Genomic DNA, 21373 nt, shown 5'->3' on the forward strand with positions numbered 1-21373 from the left:
AAGCGATTGATCGAGCGATGAACAAGTACCTTGCGTCCGGCCTGTGCCTGCTCGCCCTGCACCACAGCGCCCAGGCCCTGACCCTGCCCGCCAGCCCCGTGACCGCGCCTGCCGTGGATGACGCACACGTCGACCTGCACACCCCGTCCACCGCCGGCTCGCGCCTGAACCTCACGGCCCTGCAAACCCCCGGCAGTGTCGAAAGCCAGACCGGCGCGCAGATCCGCGAACGTGGCGATGCCAGCGTGCAGGACGCGATTTCCCGCGCCACCGGCATCAGCCGCACCGGCTCGCCGGGCGACGGCGGCACCTCGCTCTCGGCCCGGGGGTTTACCGGCCAGGGCTCGGTGATGCAGCTGTACGACGGTAACCGCATGTACATGGGCATGGGCACCTCGACCTTCCCGGTGGACACCTGGTCGGTGGAACGCGTGGACGTTTTGCGTGGCCCGGCCTCGGTGCTGTACGGCGAAGGCGCCACCGGTGCGGTGGTCAACACCGTGCCGAAAAAACCCTTCAGCGGCGACATCGAAAACCATATCCGCCTGGGCTACGGTTCCTATGATCGCCAGCAAGAGGCCCTGGACAGCGGCGGTTCGCTGACCGACACCTTGAGCTATCGCCTGAACCTCAACCGCCTGCGCAGCAATGGTTTTATCGACCGGGGCAACTCCAGCAGCGACTTCGTCAGCGGCGCCCTGCGCTGGCAGCCAGCGGACAACCTGAGCTTCACCCTGGCCAGCGACTATGGCGACCAGCGCCCGCAGAACTACTTCGGTACGCCGCTGATCAACGGCCAGTTGCACAAGGGCCTGCGCGACAAGAACTACAACGTCAGTAACGACACCCAGCACTACAACGACCAGTGGACGCGCCTGACCAGCGAGTGGCAAATCAACGACAGCGTCAGTGCCACCAACGAGCTGTACTACCTGAAAAACCAGCGCCGCTGGCAGAATGCCGAGAACTACACCTTCACCAACGGCCAACTGACCCGCAGCGGCAACTACGGCATCAAGCACAACTAGGAACAGGTCGGCGACCGCCAGACCTTTACCTTCAAGCACACCCTGTTCGGCCTCGACAGCCAGACCGTGACCGGCGTGGAATACAACCGTATCCGCTTCCGCCTGGCCAGCAACTCCCCATTTGAAGACACCTTCCCCAGTGGCCAACCCATTGACGTGAACCACCCGGCGCCCGGGCAGTTCGCCAGTAACGACCCGTTCAAACCGGTGTTCGCCAGCACCACCAAAACCGTCGCCGGCTTCGCCGAGAACCGCCTGCAACTCACCGACCAACTGTCGTTGATCACCGGCATCCGCCGCGACTACGCACACATTGACCGCGATGATTTGCGCGACGGCAGCCAAAACGACAAGACCCTCACCGGCAATAACTGGAAGGCCGGCCTGGTCTACGCGATCACCCCGGACACCTCGGTCTACGGCCAGTACGCCACCAGCACCGACGGCGTCGGTGGCCTGATTTCCCTGAGTAAAAGCCAGCAGCAATTCGACCTGTCCACAGCCAAGCAGACCGAGATCGGCATCAAGCAAGCCTTCTGGGACCAGCGCGGCGAATGGACCCTGGCGGCTTACCATATCGTCAAGAAAAAACTGCTCACCGACGTACCGGGCGACCCGGACCAACAACAGCAGGTCGGCCAGCAATCCTCCAGCGGCCTGGAAGCCAGCCTCGACCTGCAACTGCCGAACGCCTGGCAGCTGCAAGCCAACGCGGCGATCGTGCGTGCGCAATACGACGACTTCAAACAGGACGTCGACGGCGTGCAGGTATCCCGCGACGGCAATCGCCCGGTGGACGTACCGCGTCGCACCGCCAACCTATGGTTGAGCAAGGCGGTGACCGACGATATCCGTGCCGGTGCGGGTGTGCGTTATGTCGACGCCCGTTATGCCGACATGGCCAACCAGAACGAGCTGCCGAGCTACACCGTGGTTGATGCCAGTGTGTCGTGGAAAGCCATGCGCAACACCACTCTGGGCCTGCAACTGAACAACCTGTTCGACCGCACCTATGCCGTGAGCCAATACAACGACGGCCAGCAGTGGATTTTGGGTGAGCCGCGCTCGTTCTTCGTAACAGCGGACTACACCTTCTAACTGAACCAACACCGATGAAAAATGTGGGAGGGGGCTTGCCCCCGATGGCGGTGAGCCAGTCTATACACCTGTCACTGACCCACCGTTATCGGGGCAAGCCCCTCCCACATTTGACCTGTGTTGGACTTGAGAATATTGATGACCTCACTCACCCTCGCCGACCTGACTTGGACACCGTCCGATCACGGCCACTGTCACCATCACTTCCAGCTGCGCAACGCCAGCCTGCAGGTCGGTGCCGGGGAGTTCGTGGGGTTGATCGGGCCCAATGGCAGCGGCAAGACCAGCCTGTTGCGCTGCGCCTATCGGTTCAGCAAACCGGCACAGGGTGAGGTGTTGCTGGAGCATCGGAATGTCTGGAAGCAGACATCGAAATGGTGTGCGCAACGCATCGCCGTGGTGCTGCAGGAGTTCCCCGACGCCTTTGGCCTGCGCGTGGATGAAGTGGTCGCCATGGGCCGCACGCCGCACAAGGGTTTGTTTGATGGCGACACGCTGCACGACCGGCAGCTGATTCAAACCGCGCTCGAATCCGTCGGTATGCAGGGCTTCGACGCGCATGCGTTCGCCACACTGTCAGGCGGAGAAAAGCAGCGCGTCATCCTCGCCCGCGCCCTGGCCCAGCAACCGCAATTGCTGATCCTCGACGAGCCGACCAACCACCTCGACCCGCGCTATCAGCTGGAGTTGCTGCGGCTGGTCAAGCGCCTGAACATCGGCACCCTGGCCAGCATCCACGACCTGAACCTGGCCGCTGCGTTTTGCGATCGTCTCTACGTGATCGACCACGGGCGCATCGTCGCCAGCGGCACGCCCCATCAGGTGCTCACCGCCGAGTTGCTGCGCGAGGTGTTCGGCGTTGAAGCATTGATCGACACCCATCCCTTGTCCGGCTACCCCCGAATCACTTGGATAACCCAACCATGATCCTGCGCTCCCTGCTGTCTTTCGCTGCGCTGCTCGGCGCTTCTCAGGCATTTGCCGAAGCGACCCATTACCCGCTGAAAATCCAGAGCTGCAACCGTGAAGTGACCTTCGCCGAGGCACCGAAACACGCGGTGAGCCACGACATCAACATGACCCAGATGATGCTCGCCCTGGGCCTCAAGCCACGCATGGCCGGCTACAGCGGCGTGACCGGCTGGAAGTCGGTAACCCCCGAAATGGCCCAGATCCTCGACGGCCTGCCGGAGTTGGCGAGCAAATACCCGTCGGTGGAAACCCTGCTCAATGCCAACGTCGATTTCTTCTTCGCCGGCTGGGACTACGGCATGCGCGTCGGTGGCGACCTCACGCCCAATACCCTGCAACCTTTGGGCATCAACGTGTATGAGCTGACCGAGTCCTGTGCCTTCGTGATGAAGCGCCCGGCGGCCACGCTGGAGGACACCTACAACGACCTGCGCAACCTGGGCAAGATCTTCGACGTGCAAGACCGCGCCAATGCCCTGATTGCGCAGATGCAGGCGCAAGTGGCCGACGTGCAAAAAGACCTGCCGGCCGACAAGCCACGCGTGTTTCTCTACGACAGCGGTGAAGACCGCGCCATGACCTCCGGCCGCCTGGGCATGCCCCAGGCGCTGATCGACGCTGCCGGTGGGCGCAATATCCTCGACGACGTGGACGCCAGCTGGACCCGCATCAACTGGGAAACCGTGGTGGAGCGCAACCCGCAAGTCATCGTGATCGTCGACTACAGCGAAATCACCGCCGAACAGAAACAACAGTTCCTGCTCAACAACCCGGCCCTGCAATCGGTGGATGCGATCAAGAACCAGCGCTTTATCGTGATCCCCTATGTGCAGGCCACGCCGGGCATCGATAACGTGCTGGCAGTTGAAACCCTGGCCAAGGGGTTCCACGGCGAATGATCACCTCTCGCTACGCATTGCTGCTGAGTGCCCTTGGCGCGTTGCTGCTGGTCTCTTGCGTGGTGTCGCTGGGGTTCGGCTCGGCGCGGGTGCCGGTGGACCTGGTGTGGCGGATTCTGCTGCATAAAACCTTGGGCATCGGCGAGGTGAACTGGGCTGCCGGCCAGGAACATATCGTGTGGCTGATCCGCGTTCCGCGCATGCTGCTCGGGGCGCTGGTAGGGGCCGGGCTGGCGTTGATCGGCGCGGTGCTGCAGGCGGTCACACGCAACCCGCTGGCCGACCCGCACCTGCTCGGCGTGACCTCCGGCGCCACCCTGGGCGCGGTGATAGTGGTGTTGCATGTGGGGGAAGTGATCGGGCTGCTGACCCTGCCCATCGCCGCCTTTATCGGGGCGCTGGTGAGCATGCTGGTGGTGCTGGCGGTGGCCAGTCGCAATGGCCGGCTGGAGAGCGAGCGGCTGCTGTTGTGCGGTGTGGCGGTGTCGTTCGTGATGATGGCGGTGGCCAACCTGCTGCTGTTCATGGGCGACCACCGTGCAGCGTCGGCGGTGATGTTCTGGATGCTCGGCGGCCTGGGGCTGGCGCGCTGGGAGTTACTGAGCATTCCGAGCGTCACAGTGTTGCTCGGGCTGGTGTTGCTGCTGGGCATGGCGCGCCCGCTGAACGCGCTGATGGCCGGTGAGCAGACTGCCGTGACCCTTGGCCTGAACGCACGCAACGTGCGGCTGAAGGTGTTTCTGATCGCCTCGCTGATGACCGGCGTGCTGGTCTCCATCAGCGGCTCCATCGGCTTTGTCGGGCTGATGGTGCCGCACATTGCACGGCGCCTGGTGGGCGCCGAGCACCGACGATTGCTGCCGGTGTGTGCGTTGCTGGGCAGCCTGTTCCTGGTGTGGGTCGATGTGGCGGCCCGCACGCTGATCGCTCCGGAAGACCTGCCCATCGGCGTGGCGACAGCGGCCATCGGCGGGTTGTTTTTTATCGGGTTGATGCGCAAACGTTAAGTGCGCTCATCGGCCTCCTTGAGCGCCTGCAACAGCCCGCGCGCCACCCGGCTCGCGCGGCTGCCAGAAATGATCGGTTTCCAGAATGCTCAGTTGGCCGGACGTCGCCAGCCGGCGGATCACCTCACTCGGCAGGACCTTCACGGCACCGGTGGTTTCGTCGATCCAGTCATCGCGTAACAACTGGCTTTCATCCAGGTGATAGCTGGGTTCATACACCATCAGTCCGCCCTGTACCGGGGTGAAGTAATACCGCGCCCCGGCCACTCGGTCCTGGCGCAACATCTCGATGAAGCCGCGGATTTCCGGCTGGGCGATAAAGTTGTGGGCCAACGCCTCTTCGTAGCGATCCGCCAGGCGCTGGCGCTGGGTGTCGAGTTTGTACAACTGCTGTACCCCCATGACCTTGTAACCGGCCGGGTAGCGGGTGGAGGTGCTGGGATAACCGAGGTTCATGACGCCTTCGAACAGGCTCTGATAGGCCGGTGTTTGCGGGCGCAGCCCTACCGCCACCGACGGCCCCGGGTCCGCCACCGGTTGCACGGCAATAAACGTGTCGCTGTCGCCATTGCCCAGGATCGCGCCCAGCCACGGGTGCGCCTTACCTGGCGCAAAACGCTGCCACACCAGCCGCGCCGCATCGTCCGGGTGGGCGCATAACGGCCCCAGGGCCAGGCGTGTATCAAACCCCGCCAGGCCCTGGGCCACGCGTACGACCCTGGGTAGCAACCCATCCCAGAACGGGCTGCTGTCGAGCACACGCAGCTCTGCAGACTCGATCAGCTTCAACAGATACCCGTCGATGCTGCCACGCTGATTGAGGCGCGCCAGGTACGCCGCCTGCCGAGTGGCGGAGGTCCAGTCGGGGTCCAACTGCGTCGCCCGAAAACGCACCAATGACCCGTCGGGACAGGACACATACAACGGCAGGAAACGCTCGCTCGGTGCCGTCAGCACCCGCAGGAAACTCAGCGCTTCCAGCACCACGGCCGGTGCCGGCAGTTGCGCATAGCCCTCGCCTTGCGGCAGTTCCGGCGCGGCCTGTTGCGGCAAGTTCAGATAGAGGCCCTGGAGGCTGTAGCCGGTGGGCAACTGGCCGCGCAAGAAGGCGCGCTCGAGCCGAAATTGCAGGTCATCGCCCTTGATCGGCGCACACGCGACGAAGTGGCCATTATCGGAGGCTTTGAGGATCAGCCCGAAACTCAGCCGCGCCCGCTCATGGGAGTATTGATGGCCATGCCGTGCGGCGTCGTCGGCCTGCTTGAACACCGGGCTCAACGCCCGATCCGCCACGGCATGCAGGATATCCTCCGGCGCGATATACCCCACGCCTGGCATCCAGCCCACGCGTACTCGCCTGGCAATGCCCCATAACGCACCGCCCTCAAGCACCTGCAAAGTCCCCACCCGCGCCAACTGGTTGACCCATTCGCTCGGGGTTTTACGCCCCGCACGCACTTGCTGCTCGACGGCATTGCCGTAGGGGTCATGGGCCGCCAGCTCGTTGGGCGCCAAGGCCGTTTCCAACTGGTTGAGCAACTGCATCGCTTCGTTGCGCTGCGTGCTGTTCATCAGGTTGCGCTCGGCGTCATGGGTGCTGAAGCCGATCAGTGAACCGTCCGGTGTCAGCAGGTATTCGTGGGTCCACAGGTGGCCTGACTTGAGGGCCGTCTCCAGCGTCTTGGTGGAGAACAGATTCTGGTACGTCGCATTCTCCTGGGCCTCCAGCCAGAACGGCAGCACCTGGGCAGCCCGCGACCGGTAGCGCCCGACCATCTTCCAGCCCGGAGCCAGCAGCGCCTGGCTGACGTCCAGGCCGGGCAGAATCACCTCGGGGTCGAAGTCCTCACTCAATACCGGTATCGCCAGGGTCGCGACGAATTTGCCGTTACGTTGCAATATCAGGCCACCGTAGCGCTGGTCGCGCCGTGTGCCCAGTTGTTGGCAGGCGTAACGCACGGCATCGGCCTGGCTGCTGAACAAGGGGCTCAAGGCGCGGCGCATAAACCTGGAAAACGCACTCCAGGGTGTACGGCTGGTGTCCACTTTGCCCACCGACGCCCAGCATTCATTGGCGACCAGCACACTCAACCAGCTCAGTTTCGCCACCTCGTTGACGAACCCTACGACGGATAACTGCCCGCTGGCGATCAGGGTTTGCACATCTTCAAAGACCCCCGAAGGCTGGCGGATCGGGTTGAACAACATCGACGACAGCGGCGCTTGCACGCTCAGCAATGCCCGGTCGAGGGTCGAGATATACACCGGCAAGCCCGCCGGTGCACCCGCTTCGCGCTGACGCTTGGCGTGGGTGAGCGCACTGGAAAGGTCGCTGGCCGAAATAAAATGCTGCGCCAACCAGCGTTCAGCGGTGGTCAAGCCCTGCGGCATCCAGCTGCGACCATAGAACAAGGCGTGCAACTGATAGCCCGGCGGGTAGAGGAACTGGCCCGCATCATCGACCGCAAAGATGCCGTTCAAGGCGAACAGCCCGGCCTTGTCCCAGGCCGGCACCCGTTCGGTGCCAACAAAAGCAGCATGCTCACGATGCTTGAGAATGACCCCGAAACAGGTCTGCGTCGGTGCACCACGGTCCATGCCGGCATGCAAGGTCTCGGCGGCCTCAGCGGCGCTGGTGCAGACCTGCCCATAGGCAACTTGCTGCGGGCGGTCGCGCCGCAAACCCGCCAGGCGCGGGCGCCAATGTTCGGTGATCAACTCGGGGGCGCCCCACAAAGGGTTGCCCAGTATCACCCGTAAACTACCGCCCGCTGCCAATTGCCTGATCCATTGCGCTGCGGTGAGGGTGCCGTTGGCGAGGTTGCGGGCCACTGGGCTGTCTTGTTCGGAGGGCGTTACCGCCTGGCGCAAAGCTGCCAGGGCGGGCGAATCCCCCAGTTCAAAGACCAGCAACGCATCCTCGGCAACCGATAGATAGGCCACCGCAACCTGCTGGCGATTGCGGATCAACGTGTAGATATCATCAGCACTGAATATTTGCGCTGCCAGGTAGGCGTCGTCCCGTGTCCAGCCTGGGCGCAACAGTTGCTTGGGTGCCATCAAGGAAACGCCACGGCTGGAGCCATACACCGCCTTCCACACGTGCCGAGACGGCAGCAGCGAGCGCCCCTTGCTGTCCTGGGGGTAGACAAACCCCAAGGCAAACCGCCCGGCGTCACTTGCGTACAACGGCTCGGTCGCCACGAACAGGCCGTCCGGGCGTTGCAGGATATAGCCGCAGTACTCACGCTCGCGCTGGCTGCCGATCTGTACGTGGGCATAGCGCGCAGCGTCTTCCTCGTGCAGAAACCCCGGGCTCAGTTGCGGTCGGACCGCCAGGGCGTACCCGTGCCAGGTGGCGCTGACCAGCCCAGGCACATCCCACAGCGTGCCCACCTGTAATACCGACAGTGCACCGGCGTCGGCGATCTTGAGGATCAGGTCGTGGGGCGCCAGTGTGCCGGCCCGCAGTTCATCCGCCAGCCCATTGTCGCCCACACTGCCGTCGGGCAGCACGCTGTAGAGCCCGGCTTCCTCGGCCGAGCCTGAGGCGTCATACGCGAGTTGCGCGCCGTCTGCCGTACTCACGTAGAGCGCCACGTTGCTTTGCGGGGCGGCACGCAAGGAGGCAATCGCCTGGGCAAAGTCGACAGTGGCCATGAAGGACTCATAGAGCCAGGGCTCGCTGGCGATGCCATCGGCAGCCGGTTCGCTGCGGCAGTACCAACCGCGCAGGGCGAAGCCTTGCGGCGGTCCGTCGTTGCCGAAGATGTGAGACAACGCGAACAGGGACTTGCTGCCCGGTATCGGCGTGGAAGGCTCGCTGACCACGTATTGCGCCAGGCTGCCGAACTGAAGGATACAGCCGACGCGCCGCCCACCCGGCGTCGCCTGCAGACGGCCGTGGGCATATTCGGCGGCGGTGGCAAGGTCCGTGAAGACCCAGCTCAGCGGCGCATCTAAGGGGGCTGCCGGGGTGAAGGGCGTCTGCGGCGCCCAATTCGTCGGAACACGCCCCTGGACGTGGTACCAGGTGTCATCGGCCAGCAGCACCGTCAACTCACCGAGTTTCACCAGTTCTTTGATCAGGCCTTCGGGTGTACCGTCATACCCTTGCACCCGGGGCACCATCTCACCGGTACTCACTGCGTTCGACAAATACTCGCCGAACTCATGCTCAGCGCGGGAGCCGCTGAGCCCGTACTTGATCAGGGTGCCGTTAGGGCCGCTGGTGTAAAGCGTCTTGATCAGGTTCGAAAAGTGCAGCGTGAGGATAACCGAGCGCACCCCCGGCGTGCTGACCAGGAACGCCAATCGCCTGGGCGTGAATTCGGGATAGCTGGCAACCAGTTCGGCCTGATCGGGCTCAGGCCGATTGAACTGGCCAACCACGCGGTAACCTTCCAGTTCAACACGGGTCAGGTAGTCGCCGGTGGGCGATGACGGCCCCCACGTGGCCCGCCACTCATCACCGTCCTGCAGCTTCGCGGTTACAAACCGGCCATCGTTGCGTAACAAGATAAAGGCTTGTAGAAACTCACCGCGTGGCCGACCCGCCACCGCCATGTAATGCAGGTGGCGCGCCGCGTCATCCGCCGTGACAAAAGCCGGGCTCAGGGCCTGATGGATATGCGCGAAGGCCCGCCATTGCGGCCCCACCACGCCGGCCACGTCCCAGACCCTGCCGGTTTCCATCACCGTCAGCGTGCCCACCGCCGCCACTTGCCGGACAAACGCCGAAGGGCTAAGCGTACCGTCCTTGAGGCGCCGGTCAATGTCCGCGCCACGGTTGGCGAACAGTTGGGCTTGGGCGGCCGAGCCGGTGCAGCGGTACATCAACAGCGCGCCGTCGTCGGCGCGCAGGTAAAACTCAAGGTCCGGCTCGTCGGTTGCGGCCAGGGCGACCGCCGTCGCCAGGCTCGCGGCGGTAAAAAGCTCTGGGCCAACCAAGTCTCGCCGGCCACGGGTGGAATGTCCTTTCTGGCCAGCGAGGCATAGATGCCCTGTAGATAAAAGCCACTGGACAACTTGGACCGGCCCTTGGGCAGAGACATGCCTGGCGGGGCTCTATCAAAGATGGACTTCAAGGCGGCATCCGGCAACTTCGCCACGAACTCGCCTGCATCATCCTTGAGCAGATAGCCAAAATGGCTGGCCTGAGTCGGCGCATCCAGGGGCGGCAAGGCGGAGCGGATTGCGTCCTGCCAGCGCCTGAAAACTTGAGTACTGGGCTCCGCCTGCAGGGACTGGGCAACCTCTGCAACGGCCTGGTTGATGGTCCAGGGTTCAACGATCTGCCCGGCCTTGCCGCCCAGCGCCTTGTTCGGCGTCACCACGCGCAGCACACCCACTCTTGCGGTGACATTGATCAGGAAAATCAGGTCTTCAAATTCGTCCGATTCCCGGCTCGCCGTCAGCTTACTCAGGAAATGCTGTTCCTCCTGCGAACCGCTGCTTTCATATTTGATCAGCGAGTCATACCGGCCCGACAAATAATAAATCGGACAGAAATCGCGCTGTTCAATCACGAAGGCCAGACCTTTCATTGAAAAGAAGCTCAGTTCGAGACGCCGCTGTGCAGCGCTCCAATGGGCCACCTGGGCGGCCCGCGCCTTGGACTGCCCCGCCCGCGAGGTGAACAGCGCATAGACGCTGTACCCCTCCGGCGCCTGAAGGTCGACGTTGGCATCCTCCTTCAGGATCGAACCAAAGTGGAACCCGCCGGCGTTACCCGCCGTCGGCACTGTCGGCAGATACCTGCCATCGGCACGCTTGAGAATCACTGCGCCATACACCCGATCGCGCTTGTTGCTGACCTGCATGTGCAGCCAAAAGGCCGCATCGTTGCCGGTGATGAACTCCGGGCCCAGGGGCGGTAAGCGCCCTGCAGCCTGGTCATGTTGAATGTCCGTACTGTCCATGTTCCTGCCTTTGAATAAAGTGAAGACTCTGCCGTGCCCCTCCATTTCGAAGCGCGTCAGGCAGGCTTAACTTTCAAGGGTTTGGCCGCAGGCGGGCGTTAGATAGTTAAACCGGCCATGCCCCGTTCTAGCGCAGCAGCACGCACCACCTTGCCGACACGCCTGCTTATGGTGCGCGACCAGAGCCCGCACAGATCAGAAAGCGTCTGGAACATGCCTCTGACCGACTAGGCACACCCCTTGCAATGTCTCCAGCATCAGCCCTTACAACAACATTGAGTTCTGGAGATAGCACCATGAAGCGTCGCAGCTTGATCAAGGCTTTCACTCTCTCGGCATCGATTGCCGCCATGGGCCTGACCTGGACCGTGCAGGCCGCCGAGACCATCAAGGTCGGCATCCTGCACTCGCTGTCCGGCACCATGGCTATCTCCGAAACTTCGCTGAAAGACATGGCGCTGATGACCATCGACGAGATCAACGCCAAGGGTGGTGTAAACGGCAAGATGCTCGAACCGGTGGTGGTCGACCCCGCGTCGAACTGGCCGCTGTTCGCTGAAAAGGGCCGGCAGTTGCTGACCCAGGACAAGGTCGCCGTGGTGTTCGGCTGCTGGACCTCGGTGTCGCGTAAATCGGTACTGCCGGTGTTCGAAGAACTCAACGGCCTGCTGTTCTACCCGGTGCAATACGAAGGTGAAGAAATGTCGCCGAACGTGTTCTATACCGGTGCGGCGCCAAACCAGCAGGCGATCCCGGCGGTGGAATACCTGATGAGCGAAGAAGGCGGCAGCGCCAAACGCTTCTTCCTGCTCGGCACCGACTACGTGTACCCGCGCACCACCAACAAGATCCTGCGCTCGTTCCTGCATTCCAAAGGTGTGGCGGATAAAGATATCGAAGAGGTCTACACCCCGTTCGGCCACGCCGATTACCAGACCATCGTCGCCAACATCAAGAAGTTCTCCGCTGGCGGCAAAACCGCTGTGATCTCCACCGTGAATGGCGACTCCAACGTGCCGTTCTACAAAGAGCTGGCCAACCAGGGCCTGAAAGCCACCGACGTGCCGGTGGTGGCATTCTCGGTAGGTGAAGAAGAACTGCGCGGTATCGACACCAAGCCGCTGGTGGGCAACCTGGCGGCCTGGAACTACTTCCAGTCGGTGGAGAACCCGGTGAACAAGAAGTTCGTCGCCGACTGGAAAGCCTACGCCAAGAAACACAACCTGCCGGGCGCGGACAAAGCCGTGACCAACGACCCGATGGAAGCCACCTACGTGGGCATCCATATGTGGGCGCAGGCGGCGGAAAAAGCCAAGTCCACCGACGTCGACAAAGTGCGTGAGGCGCTGGCCGGCCAGACCTTCGCCGCACCGTCGGGCTTTACCCTGACCATGGACAAGACCAACCACCACCTGCACAAGCCGGTGATGATCGGCGAGATCCAGGCGGATGGGCAGTTCTCCGTCGTATGGCAGACCAACGAGCCGATCCGTGCACAGCCGTGGAGCCCGTACATTCCTGGCAATGACAAAAAGCCGGATTACGCGGTGAAGAGCAACTAAGACCAACTCGGTCTAAATGTGGGAGCGGGCTTGCTCGCGAAAGCGGTGTGTCAGTCGACGCATCCGAAACTGATCCACCGCTTTCGCGAGCAAGCCCGCTCCCACATTGTCCGTGCACGATCAGGACATTTTGTATGCCCACTGCCCTATACCGCTTCATCCTCGCCGCGCTGCTGTTGCTGCCTTTGGCCGCACACGCCGGCGACGCCGACGACTTCCTTGCCGCCAACCCGACGCAGCAAGCCAAACTCCTGCAGGACTGGGCCGCCCAGCCCGACCCTGCGCGCATCGAGCTGGTGGACGCGCTGCAACAAGGTCAACTCACGCTAAACGGTGAAACCAAAACCGTACGCCTGAACAACCGTCTGCGTGGGCTGATCGACAACGTCCAGGCCAGCCAGCAACTGCTCGCCGCCGACCCCAAGGTACGTTTGGCCGCAGCCATCACCCTGCAAAAAAGCGCAGTTCCTGCACAACTCAAATTCCTCGACCAGCAGGTCGCCGCCGAGACCGACGAAGGCGTGCACACCGCCCTCAGCCTGGCGCTGGCCAACCTGCAATTGGTCGACAGCGATCCCGCCGTGCGCCTCGCCGCCGTGCGTTTGCTCGGCGGCACCGGCGACCCGCTGGCCCGTACCCGCCTCGAAGCCCTGCTCGCCCCCGGCGTGGAAACCGATGCCGCCGTGCACACCGCCGCCGAGACCAGCCTGGCCCAGGTCAAACGTAAACTGATGGTCGGCGAGGTCCTTGGCCAGGCGTTCAGCGGCATGTCCCTGGGTTCGATCCTGCTGCTGGCGGCCCTGGGCCTGGCGATCACCTTCGGCCTGCTCGGTGTGATCAACATGGCCCACGGCGAGATGCTGATGCTCGGCGCCTACTCCACCTATGTGGTGCAGATGCTGATGCAGCGCTACGTGCCTGCGGCCATCGAGTTCTACCCGCTGATCGCGCTGCCGGTGGCGTTCTTTGTCACCGCTGCGATTGGCATGGCGCTGGAGCGCACGGTGATCCGCCACCTGTACGGCCGCCCGCTGGAAACCCTGCTCGCCACCTGGGGCATCAGCCTGATGCTGATCCAATTGGTGCGTTTGGTGTTCGGCGCGCAGAACGTCGAAGTGTCCAACCCGGCGTGGCTCTCCGGTGGGATTCAAGTGCTGCCCAACCTGGTGCTGCCGTACAACCGCATCGTAATCATCGCCTTTGCGCTGTTTGTGGTGGTGCTGACCTGGCTGCTGCTGAACAAGACCCGCCTGGGCCTCAACGTGCGCGCCGTAACCCAGAACCGCAACATGGCCGCCTGCTGCGGCGTGCCCACCGGGCGCGTGGACATGCTCGCGTTTGGCCTCGGCTCCGGCATCGCAGGGTTAGGCGGCGTGGCGCTGAGCCAGATCGGCAACGTCGGCCCGGACCTGGGCCAGAGCTACATCATCGACTCGTTCCTGGTAGTGGTGCTCGGTGGCGTCGGCCAGTTGGCCGGTAGCGTCATGGCCGCGTTCGGCTTAGGGATAGCCAACAAGATTCTGGAACCGCAGATCGGCGCCGTGCTCGGCAAGATCCTGATCCTCGCGCTGATCATTCTGTTTATCCAGAAACGCCCGCAGGGACTCTTCGCACTGAAAGGACGGGTGATCGACTGATGAACCAGCCATTGATGCTTACGGCCACGCAAAAGGCCGGCCCCAAGGTCACGATTGCAGTCGGCGCAGTGATTCTGATCCTGCTGCTGGCGCTGCCGTTGTTTTCTCTGTTATCACCGGAAAACCCGCTGCATGTGTCGGCCTATACCCTGACGCTGGTGGGCAAGATCCTCTGCTACGCCATCGTCGCCCTGGCGCTGGACCTGGTGTGGGGTTACGCGGGGATGTTGTCCCTCGGCCACGGCCTGTTCTTTGCGCTCGGCGGCTATGCGATGGGCATGTACCTGATGCGCCAGGCGTCCGGCGATGAGCTGCCGGCGTTCATGACGTTTTTGTCGTGGACCGAACTGCCCTGGTACTGGGTCGGCACCGAGCACTTCCTGTGGGCCCTGTGCCTGGTGGTGCTGGCACCGGGGGTGCTGGCGCTGGTGTTCGGTTTCTTCGCTTTCCGTTCGCGGATCAAAGGCGTGTATTTCTCGATCATGACCCAGGCACTGACCTTCGCCGGGATGCTGTTGTTTTTCCGCAATGAGACCGGCTTCGGCGGCAACAACGGCTTCACCAATTTCCGCAGCATCCTGGGCTTCGGCATTACCGAACCGGGCACGCGGGCGGTGTTGTTCGTCGCCACCGTGGCCTTGCTGGTGGCGAGCCTGTTCATCGGCTGGCGCCTGGCGCAAAGCAAGTTCGGCCGGGTGCTCACCGCCTTGCGCGATGCGGAAAACCGCCTGATGTTCTGCGGCTACGACCCGCGGGGTTTCAAGCTGTTCGTCTGGGTGTTGAGCGCGGTGCTGTGTGGCTTGGCGGGGGCGTTGTATGTGCCGCAGGTGGGCATTATCAACCCCAGTGAAATGTCGCCGACCAACTCCATCGAAGCCGCCGTGTGGGTGGCCCTGGGCGGGCGCGGCACGCTGATCGGGCCGTTACTCGGCGCCGGTGTGGTCAATGGCATGAAGAGCTGGTTCACCGTGGCCTTCCCGGAATACTGGCTGTTCTTCCTCGGCGCGCTGTTCATCATCGTCACCCTGTATCTGCCCAAGGGCGTTATCGGCCTGTTGAAGAAATGAGGAACGTCATGCTCGAACCTATTCTTGACGCGGGCAGCGGCCGTGATGCGATCGGCATCGGCCAGGCCGCCGGCACCGGCCTCAACACCCGCCATGGCACGATCCTGACCCTGGAAGACATCAGCGTGAGCTTCGACGGTTTCAAGGCGCTCAACGAGCTGAACCTGTATATCGGCGTCGGCGAACTGCGCTGCATCATCGGCCCCAACGGCGCGGGCAAAACCACGTTGATGGACGTGATCACCGGCAAGACCCGGCCCAGCCACGGCAAGGCGTGGTTTGGCGAAACCCTGGACCTGACCAGCATGAGCGAAGTGCAGATCGCCCAGGCCGGCATCGGCCGCAAGTTCCAGAAGCCCACGGTGTTCGAAGCCCTGAGCGTGTTCGAAAACCTGGAGCTGGCGCAGAAGACCGACAAGTCGGTGTGGGCCAGCCTGCGCGCACGCCTGAGCGGCGAGCAGAAAGACCGCATCGATGAAGTGCTCGACACCATCCGCCTCACCGCCTCGTTGCACCGCCAGGCAGGCCTGCTGTCCCACGGCCAGAAGCAGTTCCTGGAAATCGGCATGCTGCTGATGCAAGACCCGCAGTTGTTGCTGCTGGACGAACCGGTGGCGGGCATGACCGACGCCGAAACCGAATTCACCGCCGAACTGTTCAAGCGCCTGGCGGGCAAGCATTCGCTGATGGTGGTGGAACACGACATGGGGTTTGTCGGCTCGATTGCCGACCACGTGACCGTGTTGCACCAGGGCAGCGTGCTGGCCGAAGGGTCGCTGGAACAGGTGCAGGAAAACGAGCGGGTGATCGAGGTGTACCTCGGTCGCTGATGCTTTATGTGGGAGCTGGCTTGCCTGCGATGCAGACGACTCGGTCTTTCAGTCACACCGACGTGATGCCATCGCAGGCAAGCCAGCTCCCACATTTGAACCCGTTCCTTCAGGGGAATCGAGGAGGTTTTGAGAATGCTGCAAGTCGACAAGCTGCACCAATACTACGGCGGTAGCCACATCCTGCGCGGTCTCTCGTTTGACGTGAAGATCGGCGAAGTCACCTGTCTGCTCGGCCGTAACGGCGTGGGCAAGACCACCTTGCTCAAGTGCCTGATGGGTTTGCTGCCGGCCAAAGAGGGCGTGGTGAAGTGGGAAGGCAAACCGATCACCGGCTTCAAGCCGCACCAGCGGGTGCACGCAGGCATTGCCTACGTGCCCCAGGGCCGGGAGATTTTCGGGCGGCTTACCGTGGAAGAAAACCTGCTGATGGGCCTGTCGCGTTTTCCCGGCGCCGAGGCCAAGGAAGTGCCGGCGTTTATCTACGAACTGTTCCCGGTGTTGCTGCAAATGAAGCACCGGCGCGGCGGTGACTTGTCCGGCGGCCAGCAGCAACAATTGGCGATTGGCCGGGCACTGGCCAGCCGCCCGCGCCTGTTGATTCTCGATGAGCCCACCGAGGGCATCCAGCCGTCGGTGATCAAGGAGATCGGCGCCGTGATCAAGAAACTTGCGGCACGCGGCGATATGGCGATCCTGCTGGTGGAGCAGTTCTACGACTTTGCCGCCGAGCTGGCTGACCAGTACCTGGTGATGTCCCGGGGCGAGATCGTCCAGCAGGGCCGGGGTGAAAATATGCAAAGCGAGGGTGTGCGAGGACTCGTTACCATCTAATCTGTAGCCTCCTAACGATAAGCACCAGACATGAACCTGCCCGTTACCCCCGCCCTGTTCACCCCCAGCTGGCATGCCGAGCTGGAACTCGGCTACGCGCGTTTCGGTGACACCACGCGCCCGGTGATGCGCCGCCATCTCGGCCCGCTGCGGGTGCAAAAGCACCTGTACGCCGAAGGCCCCGAGGTGTGCCAGCACATTATCGTGCACCCGCCCGGCGGGATTGCCGGCGGCGACCGCCTGGACATCCGCGCGCAGGTCGGCAGCGGCGCCTGGGCGCAACTCACCAGCCCCGGCGCAGCCAAGTGGTACCGCGCGGGCGGCCCGGCCTATCAAACACTCGAATTGAGCGTGCAAGCCGGCGCGACGCTGGAATGGCTACCCCAGGAAACCATCGTGTTCAGCGCCGCCCAGGCCGAACTCTCCACGCGGATCGACCTGCACGGCGATGCCCGCCTGCTCTACTGGGACGTGGTCGCCCTGGGTCGCCCGGCCAGTGGCGAGCGTTTTAACCTCGGCCACTTCCAATCGCACCTGGATATCCGCCGCGACGGCCAGTTGCTCTGGCATGAGCGCCAGCGCATCGTGGGCGACGACGGTCTGCTCGACTCGCCTATCGGCCTGGACGGCCAACCGGTGTTCGCCACGCTGCTGCTGACCGGCGATATCGACCCCGAATTACTTGAACGCTGCCGCGCCCTGCCCCACGCCGTGCGCGGTGACCTGACCCAATTGCCCGGCTTGCTGGTGGCCCGCTGCCTGGCCAGTGAAGCGCTGCTGGCGCGGGGATGGTTGATTGATTTATGGAAACTGTTACGCCCTGGCGTACTCGGCCGGGAAGCGGTACCACCGAGAATCTGGAGCACATGAAGATCAAAAATGTGGGAGCGGGCTTGCTCGCGAATGCGGTGGGCCAGTGGCAGATGCATTGACTGACACTCCGTTTTCGCGAGCAAGCCCGCTCCCACACTTGATCTCTGTTGTATTTAAGAATGCTGTCTTTGAAGGACCTTGAACCATGGATTTGACCCCACGGGAAAAAGACAAACTGCTGATCTTCACCGCTGGCCTCGTGGCCGAACGGCGCCTGGCGCGCGGGGTGAAGCTCAACTACCCGGAAACCATCGCCTACATTTCCGCCGCCTTGATGGAAGGTGCCCGCGATGGCCGCACCGTGGCCGACCTGATGCACTACGGCACCACCCTGCTCAGCCGCGAGCAAGTGATGGAAGGCATCCCGGAAATGATCCCGGATATCCAGGTGGAAGCCACCTTCCCGGACGGCACCAAGCTGGTCACCGTCCACCAGCCCATCGCGTGAGGCACGGCCATGATTCGTGACGCGACTCAAAACGATTTGCCGGCGATCCGCGATATCTACAACGACGCGGTACTCAACACCACGGCGATCTGGAACGAACAACCGGTGGACCTGGGCAACCGCCAGGCTTGGTTCAGTGCACGGCATGCCCAGGGTTACCCGATCCTGGTCAGCATCGAAAACGGTGAAGTCACCGGCTATGCCTCGTTTGGCGATTGGCGCCCGTTTGAAGGCTTCCGCTACAGCGTCGAACACTCGGTGTATGTGCGCAGCGACCAACGCGGCAAAGGCCACGGCCCACTGCTGATGCAGGCGCTGATCGAACGCGCCCGCATCGGTGGCAAACACGTGATGGTGGCCGCCATCGAAAGCGGCAACCAGGCGTCGATCCGCCTGCATGAGCGCCTGGGTTTCATCACCACCGGGCAGATGCCCCAAGTGGGCATCAAACTCGGCCGCTGGCTGGACCTGACGTTTATGCAACTGGCATTGAATCCGGGCGCAGAACCGCCCAAGGAGTGAGTTCGATGAGTGCGACACAACTGCGTCGTGTCAATGCGGAGAGCTTCGCCCATTACCGCCAGGGTTTGATCGAGCTGCTGCTGGACGCGGTCAGGCACGGCGCCTCCGTTGGCTTTATGGCCGACTTCGATGCGCCCCAGGCCCGCGATTATTGGACCGGCGTGCAAGCCAGCATCGAAGACGCCAGCCTGTTGCTGTGGGTGGTGGTGCGCGACGAACAGGTGATCGCCAGCGTGCAGTTGGCGCTGTGCCAGAAAGCCAATGGCCTGAACCGCGCCGAAGTGCAAAAGCTGCTGGTGCACAGCAGCGCCCGGCGCCATGGCCTGGGCCAACAGTTGATGAACGCCCTGGAGCTTGCCGCACGCCAGCACAAGCGCGGCCTGCTGTACCTGGACACCGAGGCCGGCTCCGGCGCCGAAGCCTTCTACCAGTCGCTGCGCTACACCAAGATCGGTGAACTGCCCGACTATTGCCAAAGCCCGGACGGGCGCTACAGCCCGACCGCCATCTACTTCAAGACCTTGGGGCAACCTGCATGATTCCTGGTGAATATCAGATCCAGCCTGGCGAGATCGAACTCAACGTAGGCCGCCGCACCGTCACCCTCAGCGTGGCCAACAGCGGCGACCGGCCGATCCAGGTGGGTTCGCACTACCATTTTTTCGAGACCAATGACGCGCTGACGTTCGACCGCGCATTGAGCCGTGGCATGCGCCTGAATATTCCGGCGGGGACGGCGGTGCGGTTTGAGCCGGGGCAGAGTCGTGAGGTCGAGTTGGTGGATTTGAGCGGCGGGCGGCGGGTATTCGGGTTTGCCGGGCGGATCATGGGCGACCTTTAGGGCCTCTTCGCGAGCAAGCCCGCTCCCACATTCGACCGCATTCCAAAGGATGTACCCGGAACAAATGTGGGAGCGGGCTTGCTCGCGAATACGGACTCACATTCAACATAATTTTTTCAGGGCTCACACACATGAAAATCAGCCGCCAAGCCTACGCCGACATGTACGGCCCCACCGTCGGTGACAAAGTCCGCCTGGCCGACACCGAGTTGTTCGTCGAAGTCGAGCGGGACTTCACCGTCTACGGCGAAGAAGTGAAATTCGGCGGCGGTAAAGTGATCCGCGACGGCCAGGGCCAGAGCCAACTGCTCGCCCATGAAGTGGTCGACACGCTGATCACCAACGCGCTGATCATCGACCACTGGGGCATCGTCAAGGCCGACGTCGGCCTCAAGAACGGCCGCATCCACGCCATCGGCAAGGCCGGCAACCCGGATATCCAGCCCGGCGTGACCATGGCCATCGGCGCCAGCACCGAAGTGATCGCCGGTGAAGGCATGATCCTCACCGCGGGCGGCATCGACTCCCACGTGCATTTCATCTGCCCGCAGCAGATCGAAGAGGCGCTGACCAGCGGCGTCACCACCATGATCGGCGGCGGCACCGGCCCGGCCACCGGCACCAATGCCACCACCTGCACCTCGGGCCCGTGGCACCTGGCGCGCATGCTGCAGGCCAGCGATTCGTTCCCGATGAACATCGGTTTTACCGGCAAGGGCAACGCCAGTTTGCCGGAGCCGTTGATCGAACAGGTCAAGGCCGGTGCCATCGGCCTCAAGCTGCACGAAGACTGGGGCACCACACCCGCCAGCATCGACAACTGCCTGAGCGTTGCCGATGATTATGACGTGCAGGTAGCGATCCACAGTGACACCCTCAACGAGTCCGGCTTCGTCGAAACCACCCTGGCCGCGCTCAAGGGCCGCACCATCCACACCTACCACACCGAAGGGGCCGGTGGCGGCCACGCGCCGGACATCATCAAGGCCTGCGGTTTCGCCAACGTGCTGCCCAGTTCCACCAACCCGACCCGGCCGTTCACGCGCAACACCATCGACGAGCACCTGGACATGTTGATGGTCTGCCATCACCTGGACCCGAGCATTGCCGAAGACGTGGCCTTCGCCGAAAGCCGCATCCGCCGCGAGACGATTGCCGCCGAAGACATCCTGCACGACCTCGGCGCGTTCTCGATGATCAGCTCCGACAGCCAGGCCATGGGCCGCGTCGGCGAAGTGATCACGCGCACCTGGCAGACCGCCGACAAGATGAAAAAACAGCGCGGCGCCCTGCCCGGCGACGGCCCCGGCAACGACAATTTCCGCGCCAAACGCTACATCGCCAAGTACACCATCAACCCGGCGATCACCCACGGCATCAGCCATATCGTTGGTTCGATCGAAGTGGGCAAATGGGCCGACCTGGTGCTGTGGCGCCCGGCATTCTTTGGCATCAAGCCGACCTTGATCCTCAAGGGCGGCGCGATTGCTTCCAGCCTGATGGGTGACGCCAACGCATCGATTCCGACGCCGCAGCCGGTGCACTACCGCCCGATGTTCGCCAGTTTCGGCAGCTCGTTGCACGCCACCAGCCTGACCTTTATCAGCCAGGCGGCCATGGACGCGGGCTTGCCGGAGGCGCTGGGGTTGAAGAAGCAGATCGGCGTGGTCAAGGGCTGTCGCAACGTGCAGAAAACCGACCTGATCCACAACGATTACCTGCCGGATATCGAGGTTGATCCACAGACCTATCAGGTCAAGGCCGACGGGGTGTTGCTGTGGTGCGAACCGGCCGAGGTATTGCCGATGGCGCAGCGGTATTTCCTGTTCTGATC

General features: G+C 63.0%; 16 protein-coding genes and 1 pseudogene. 15 read left to right on the forward strand and 2 right to left on the reverse strand.

Features of this window, described 5'->3' with window-relative positions; genetic code table 11:
- Positions 1 to 17 precede the first annotated feature (17 nt).
- The 4 genes and pseudogenes from LRS56_23475 to LRS56_23490 all read left to right on the forward strand — a co-directional run bounded on the left by LRS56_23475 (position 18) and on the right by LRS56_23490 (position 5004).
- Positions 18 to 2126, forward strand: a pseudogene (locus LRS56_23475) (TonB-dependent receptor).
- A gap of 138 nt (positions 2127 to 2264) precedes the next feature.
- Positions 2265 to 3053, forward strand: coding sequence for an ABC transporter ATP-binding protein (locus LRS56_23480; protein WDU61730.1), 789 nt, complete (start codon positions 2265 to 2267; stop codon positions 3051 to 3053).
- On the forward strand, positions 3050 to 3997 hold the full coding sequence (locus LRS56_23485; GenBank protein WDU61731.1) for an ABC transporter substrate-binding protein: 948 nt from the start codon (positions 3050 to 3052) through the stop codon (positions 3995 to 3997). The genes LRS56_23480 and LRS56_23485 overlap by 4 nt, the downstream gene beginning before the upstream one ends.
- Positions 3994 to 5004: an iron ABC transporter permease gene (locus tag LRS56_23490; protein WDU61732.1), complete on the forward strand. Its 1011-nt coding sequence runs from the start codon at positions 3994 to 3996 to the stop codon at positions 5002 to 5004. Before LRS56_23485 ends, LRS56_23490 begins: the two co-directional genes overlap by 4 nt.
- A gap of 6 nt (positions 5005 to 5010) precedes the next feature.
- Here the strand turns inward: LRS56_23490 and LRS56_23495 are convergent, their stop codons facing one another.
- Positions 5011 to 9954, reverse strand: a complete 4944-nt coding sequence (locus tag LRS56_23495) for a hypothetical protein (GenBank protein WDU61733.1) — start codon at positions 9952 to 9954, stop codon at positions 5011 to 5013.
- Positions 9840 to 10925 (reverse strand): hypothetical protein, encoded by a 1086-nt coding sequence (locus LRS56_23500; protein WDU61734.1) that lies wholly within the window; start codon positions 10923 to 10925, stop codon positions 9840 to 9842. Before LRS56_23500 ends, LRS56_23495 begins: the two co-directional genes overlap by 115 nt.
- Before the next feature lie 296 nt (positions 10926 to 11221).
- On the opposite strand from LRS56_23500, the gene urtA reads away from it, so the two are divergent.
- The 11 genes from urtA to ureC all read left to right on the forward strand — a co-directional run bounded on the left by urtA (position 11222) and on the right by ureC (position 21371).
- Positions 11222 to 12487 (forward strand): urea ABC transporter substrate-binding protein, encoded by a 1266-nt coding sequence (urtA, locus tag LRS56_23505; protein ID WDU61735.1) that lies wholly within the window; start codon positions 11222 to 11224, stop codon positions 12485 to 12487.
- 134 nt (positions 12488 to 12621) lie between these two features.
- A complete protein-coding gene (gene urtB / locus LRS56_23510; GenBank protein WDU61736.1) occupies positions 12622 to 14124 on the forward strand; it encodes an urea ABC transporter permease subunit UrtB in 1503 nt (500 codons plus the stop codon).
- Positions 14124 to 15191, forward strand: a complete 1068-nt coding sequence (gene urtC / locus LRS56_23515; protein ID WDU61737.1) for an urea ABC transporter permease subunit UrtC — start codon at positions 14124 to 14126, stop codon at positions 15189 to 15191. Before urtB ends, urtC begins: the two co-directional genes overlap by 1 nt.
- Entirely contained in the window at positions 15188 to 16021 is an 834-nt protein-coding gene (gene urtD, locus LRS56_23520; protein WDU61738.1) for an urea ABC transporter ATP-binding protein UrtD, read from the forward strand. The genes urtC and urtD overlap by 4 nt, the downstream gene beginning before the upstream one ends.
- Positions 16022 to 16156: 135 nt before the next feature.
- Positions 16157 to 16855 carry an urea ABC transporter ATP-binding subunit UrtE gene (urtE, locus tag LRS56_23525; protein ID WDU61739.1) on the forward strand — a complete coding sequence of 233 codons (699 nt, stop codon included), beginning with the start codon at positions 16157 to 16159 and terminating at the stop codon, positions 16853 to 16855.
- Between the two features lie 30 nt (positions 16856 to 16885).
- Positions 16886 to 17725: an urease accessory protein UreD gene (locus LRS56_23530; GenBank protein WDU61740.1), complete on the forward strand. Its 840-nt coding sequence runs from the start codon at positions 16886 to 16888 to the stop codon at positions 17723 to 17725.
- 148 nt (positions 17726 to 17873) lie between these two features.
- Positions 17874 to 18176, forward strand: a complete 303-nt coding sequence (ureA, locus tag LRS56_23535; protein ID WDU61741.1) for an urease subunit gamma — start codon at positions 17874 to 17876, stop codon at positions 18174 to 18176.
- Between the two features lie 9 nt (positions 18177 to 18185).
- Positions 18186 to 18698, forward strand: a complete 513-nt coding sequence (locus LRS56_23540; GenBank protein WDU61742.1) for a GNAT family N-acetyltransferase — start codon at positions 18186 to 18188, stop codon at positions 18696 to 18698.
- 5 nt (positions 18699 to 18703) lie between these two features.
- Positions 18704 to 19237, forward strand: a complete 534-nt coding sequence (locus tag LRS56_23545; GenBank protein WDU61743.1) for a GNAT family N-acetyltransferase — start codon at positions 18704 to 18706, stop codon at positions 19235 to 19237.
- On the forward strand, positions 19234 to 19539 hold the full coding sequence (locus LRS56_23550; protein ID WDU61744.1) for an urease subunit beta: 306 nt from the start codon (positions 19234 to 19236) through the stop codon (positions 19537 to 19539). Before LRS56_23545 ends, LRS56_23550 begins: the two co-directional genes overlap by 4 nt.
- Positions 19540 to 19670: 131 nt before the next feature.
- Positions 19671 to 21371 carry an urease subunit alpha gene (ureC, locus tag LRS56_23555; protein WDU61745.1) on the forward strand — a complete coding sequence of 567 codons (1701 nt, stop codon included), beginning with the start codon at positions 19671 to 19673 and terminating at the stop codon, positions 21369 to 21371.
- Positions 21372 to 21373 lie beyond the last annotated feature (2 nt).

It is taken from the genome of Pseudomonas poae (assembly GCA_028869255.1).
GTDB lineage: Bacteria > Pseudomonadota > Gammaproteobacteria > Pseudomonadales > Pseudomonadaceae > Aquipseudomonas > Aquipseudomonas poae_C.

Coding starts and splice junctions, on each gene's coding strand:
- LRS56_23480 (WDU61730.1), top strand. CDS start 2,265: ATGACCTCACTCACCCTCGCCGACCTGACTTGGACACCGTCCGATCAC.
- LRS56_23485 (WDU61731.1), top strand. CDS start 3,050: ATGATCCTGCGCTCCCTGCTGTCTTTCGCTGCGCTGCTCGGCGCTTCT.
- LRS56_23490 (WDU61732.1), top strand. CDS start 3,994: ATGATCACCTCTCGCTACGCATTGCTGCTGAGTGCCCTTGGCGCGTTG.
- LRS56_23500 (WDU61734.1), bottom strand. CDS start 10,925: ATGGACAGTACGGACATTCAACATGACCAGGCTGCAGGGCGCTTACCG.
- urtA (WDU61735.1), top strand. CDS start 11,222: ATGAAGCGTCGCAGCTTGATCAAGGCTTTCACTCTCTCGGCATCGATT.
- urtB (WDU61736.1), top strand. CDS start 12,622: ATGCCCACTGCCCTATACCGCTTCATCCTCGCCGCGCTGCTGTTGCTG.
- urtC (WDU61737.1), top strand. CDS start 14,124: ATGAACCAGCCATTGATGCTTACGGCCACGCAAAAGGCCGGCCCCAAG.
- urtD (WDU61738.1), top strand. CDS start 15,188: ATGAGGAACGTCATGCTCGAACCTATTCTTGACGCGGGCAGCGGCCGT.
- urtE (WDU61739.1), top strand. CDS start 16,157: ATGCTGCAAGTCGACAAGCTGCACCAATACTACGGCGGTAGCCACATC.
- LRS56_23530 (WDU61740.1), top strand. CDS start 16,886: ATGAACCTGCCCGTTACCCCCGCCCTGTTCACCCCCAGCTGGCATGCC.
- ureA (WDU61741.1), top strand. CDS start 17,874: ATGGATTTGACCCCACGGGAAAAAGACAAACTGCTGATCTTCACCGCT.
- LRS56_23540 (WDU61742.1), top strand. CDS start 18,186: ATGATTCGTGACGCGACTCAAAACGATTTGCCGGCGATCCGCGATATC.
- LRS56_23545 (WDU61743.1), top strand. CDS start 18,704: ATGAGTGCGACACAACTGCGTCGTGTCAATGCGGAGAGCTTCGCCCAT.
- LRS56_23550 (WDU61744.1), top strand. CDS start 19,234: ATGATTCCTGGTGAATATCAGATCCAGCCTGGCGAGATCGAACTCAAC.
- ureC (WDU61745.1), top strand. CDS start 19,671: ATGAAAATCAGCCGCCAAGCCTACGCCGACATGTACGGCCCCACCGTC.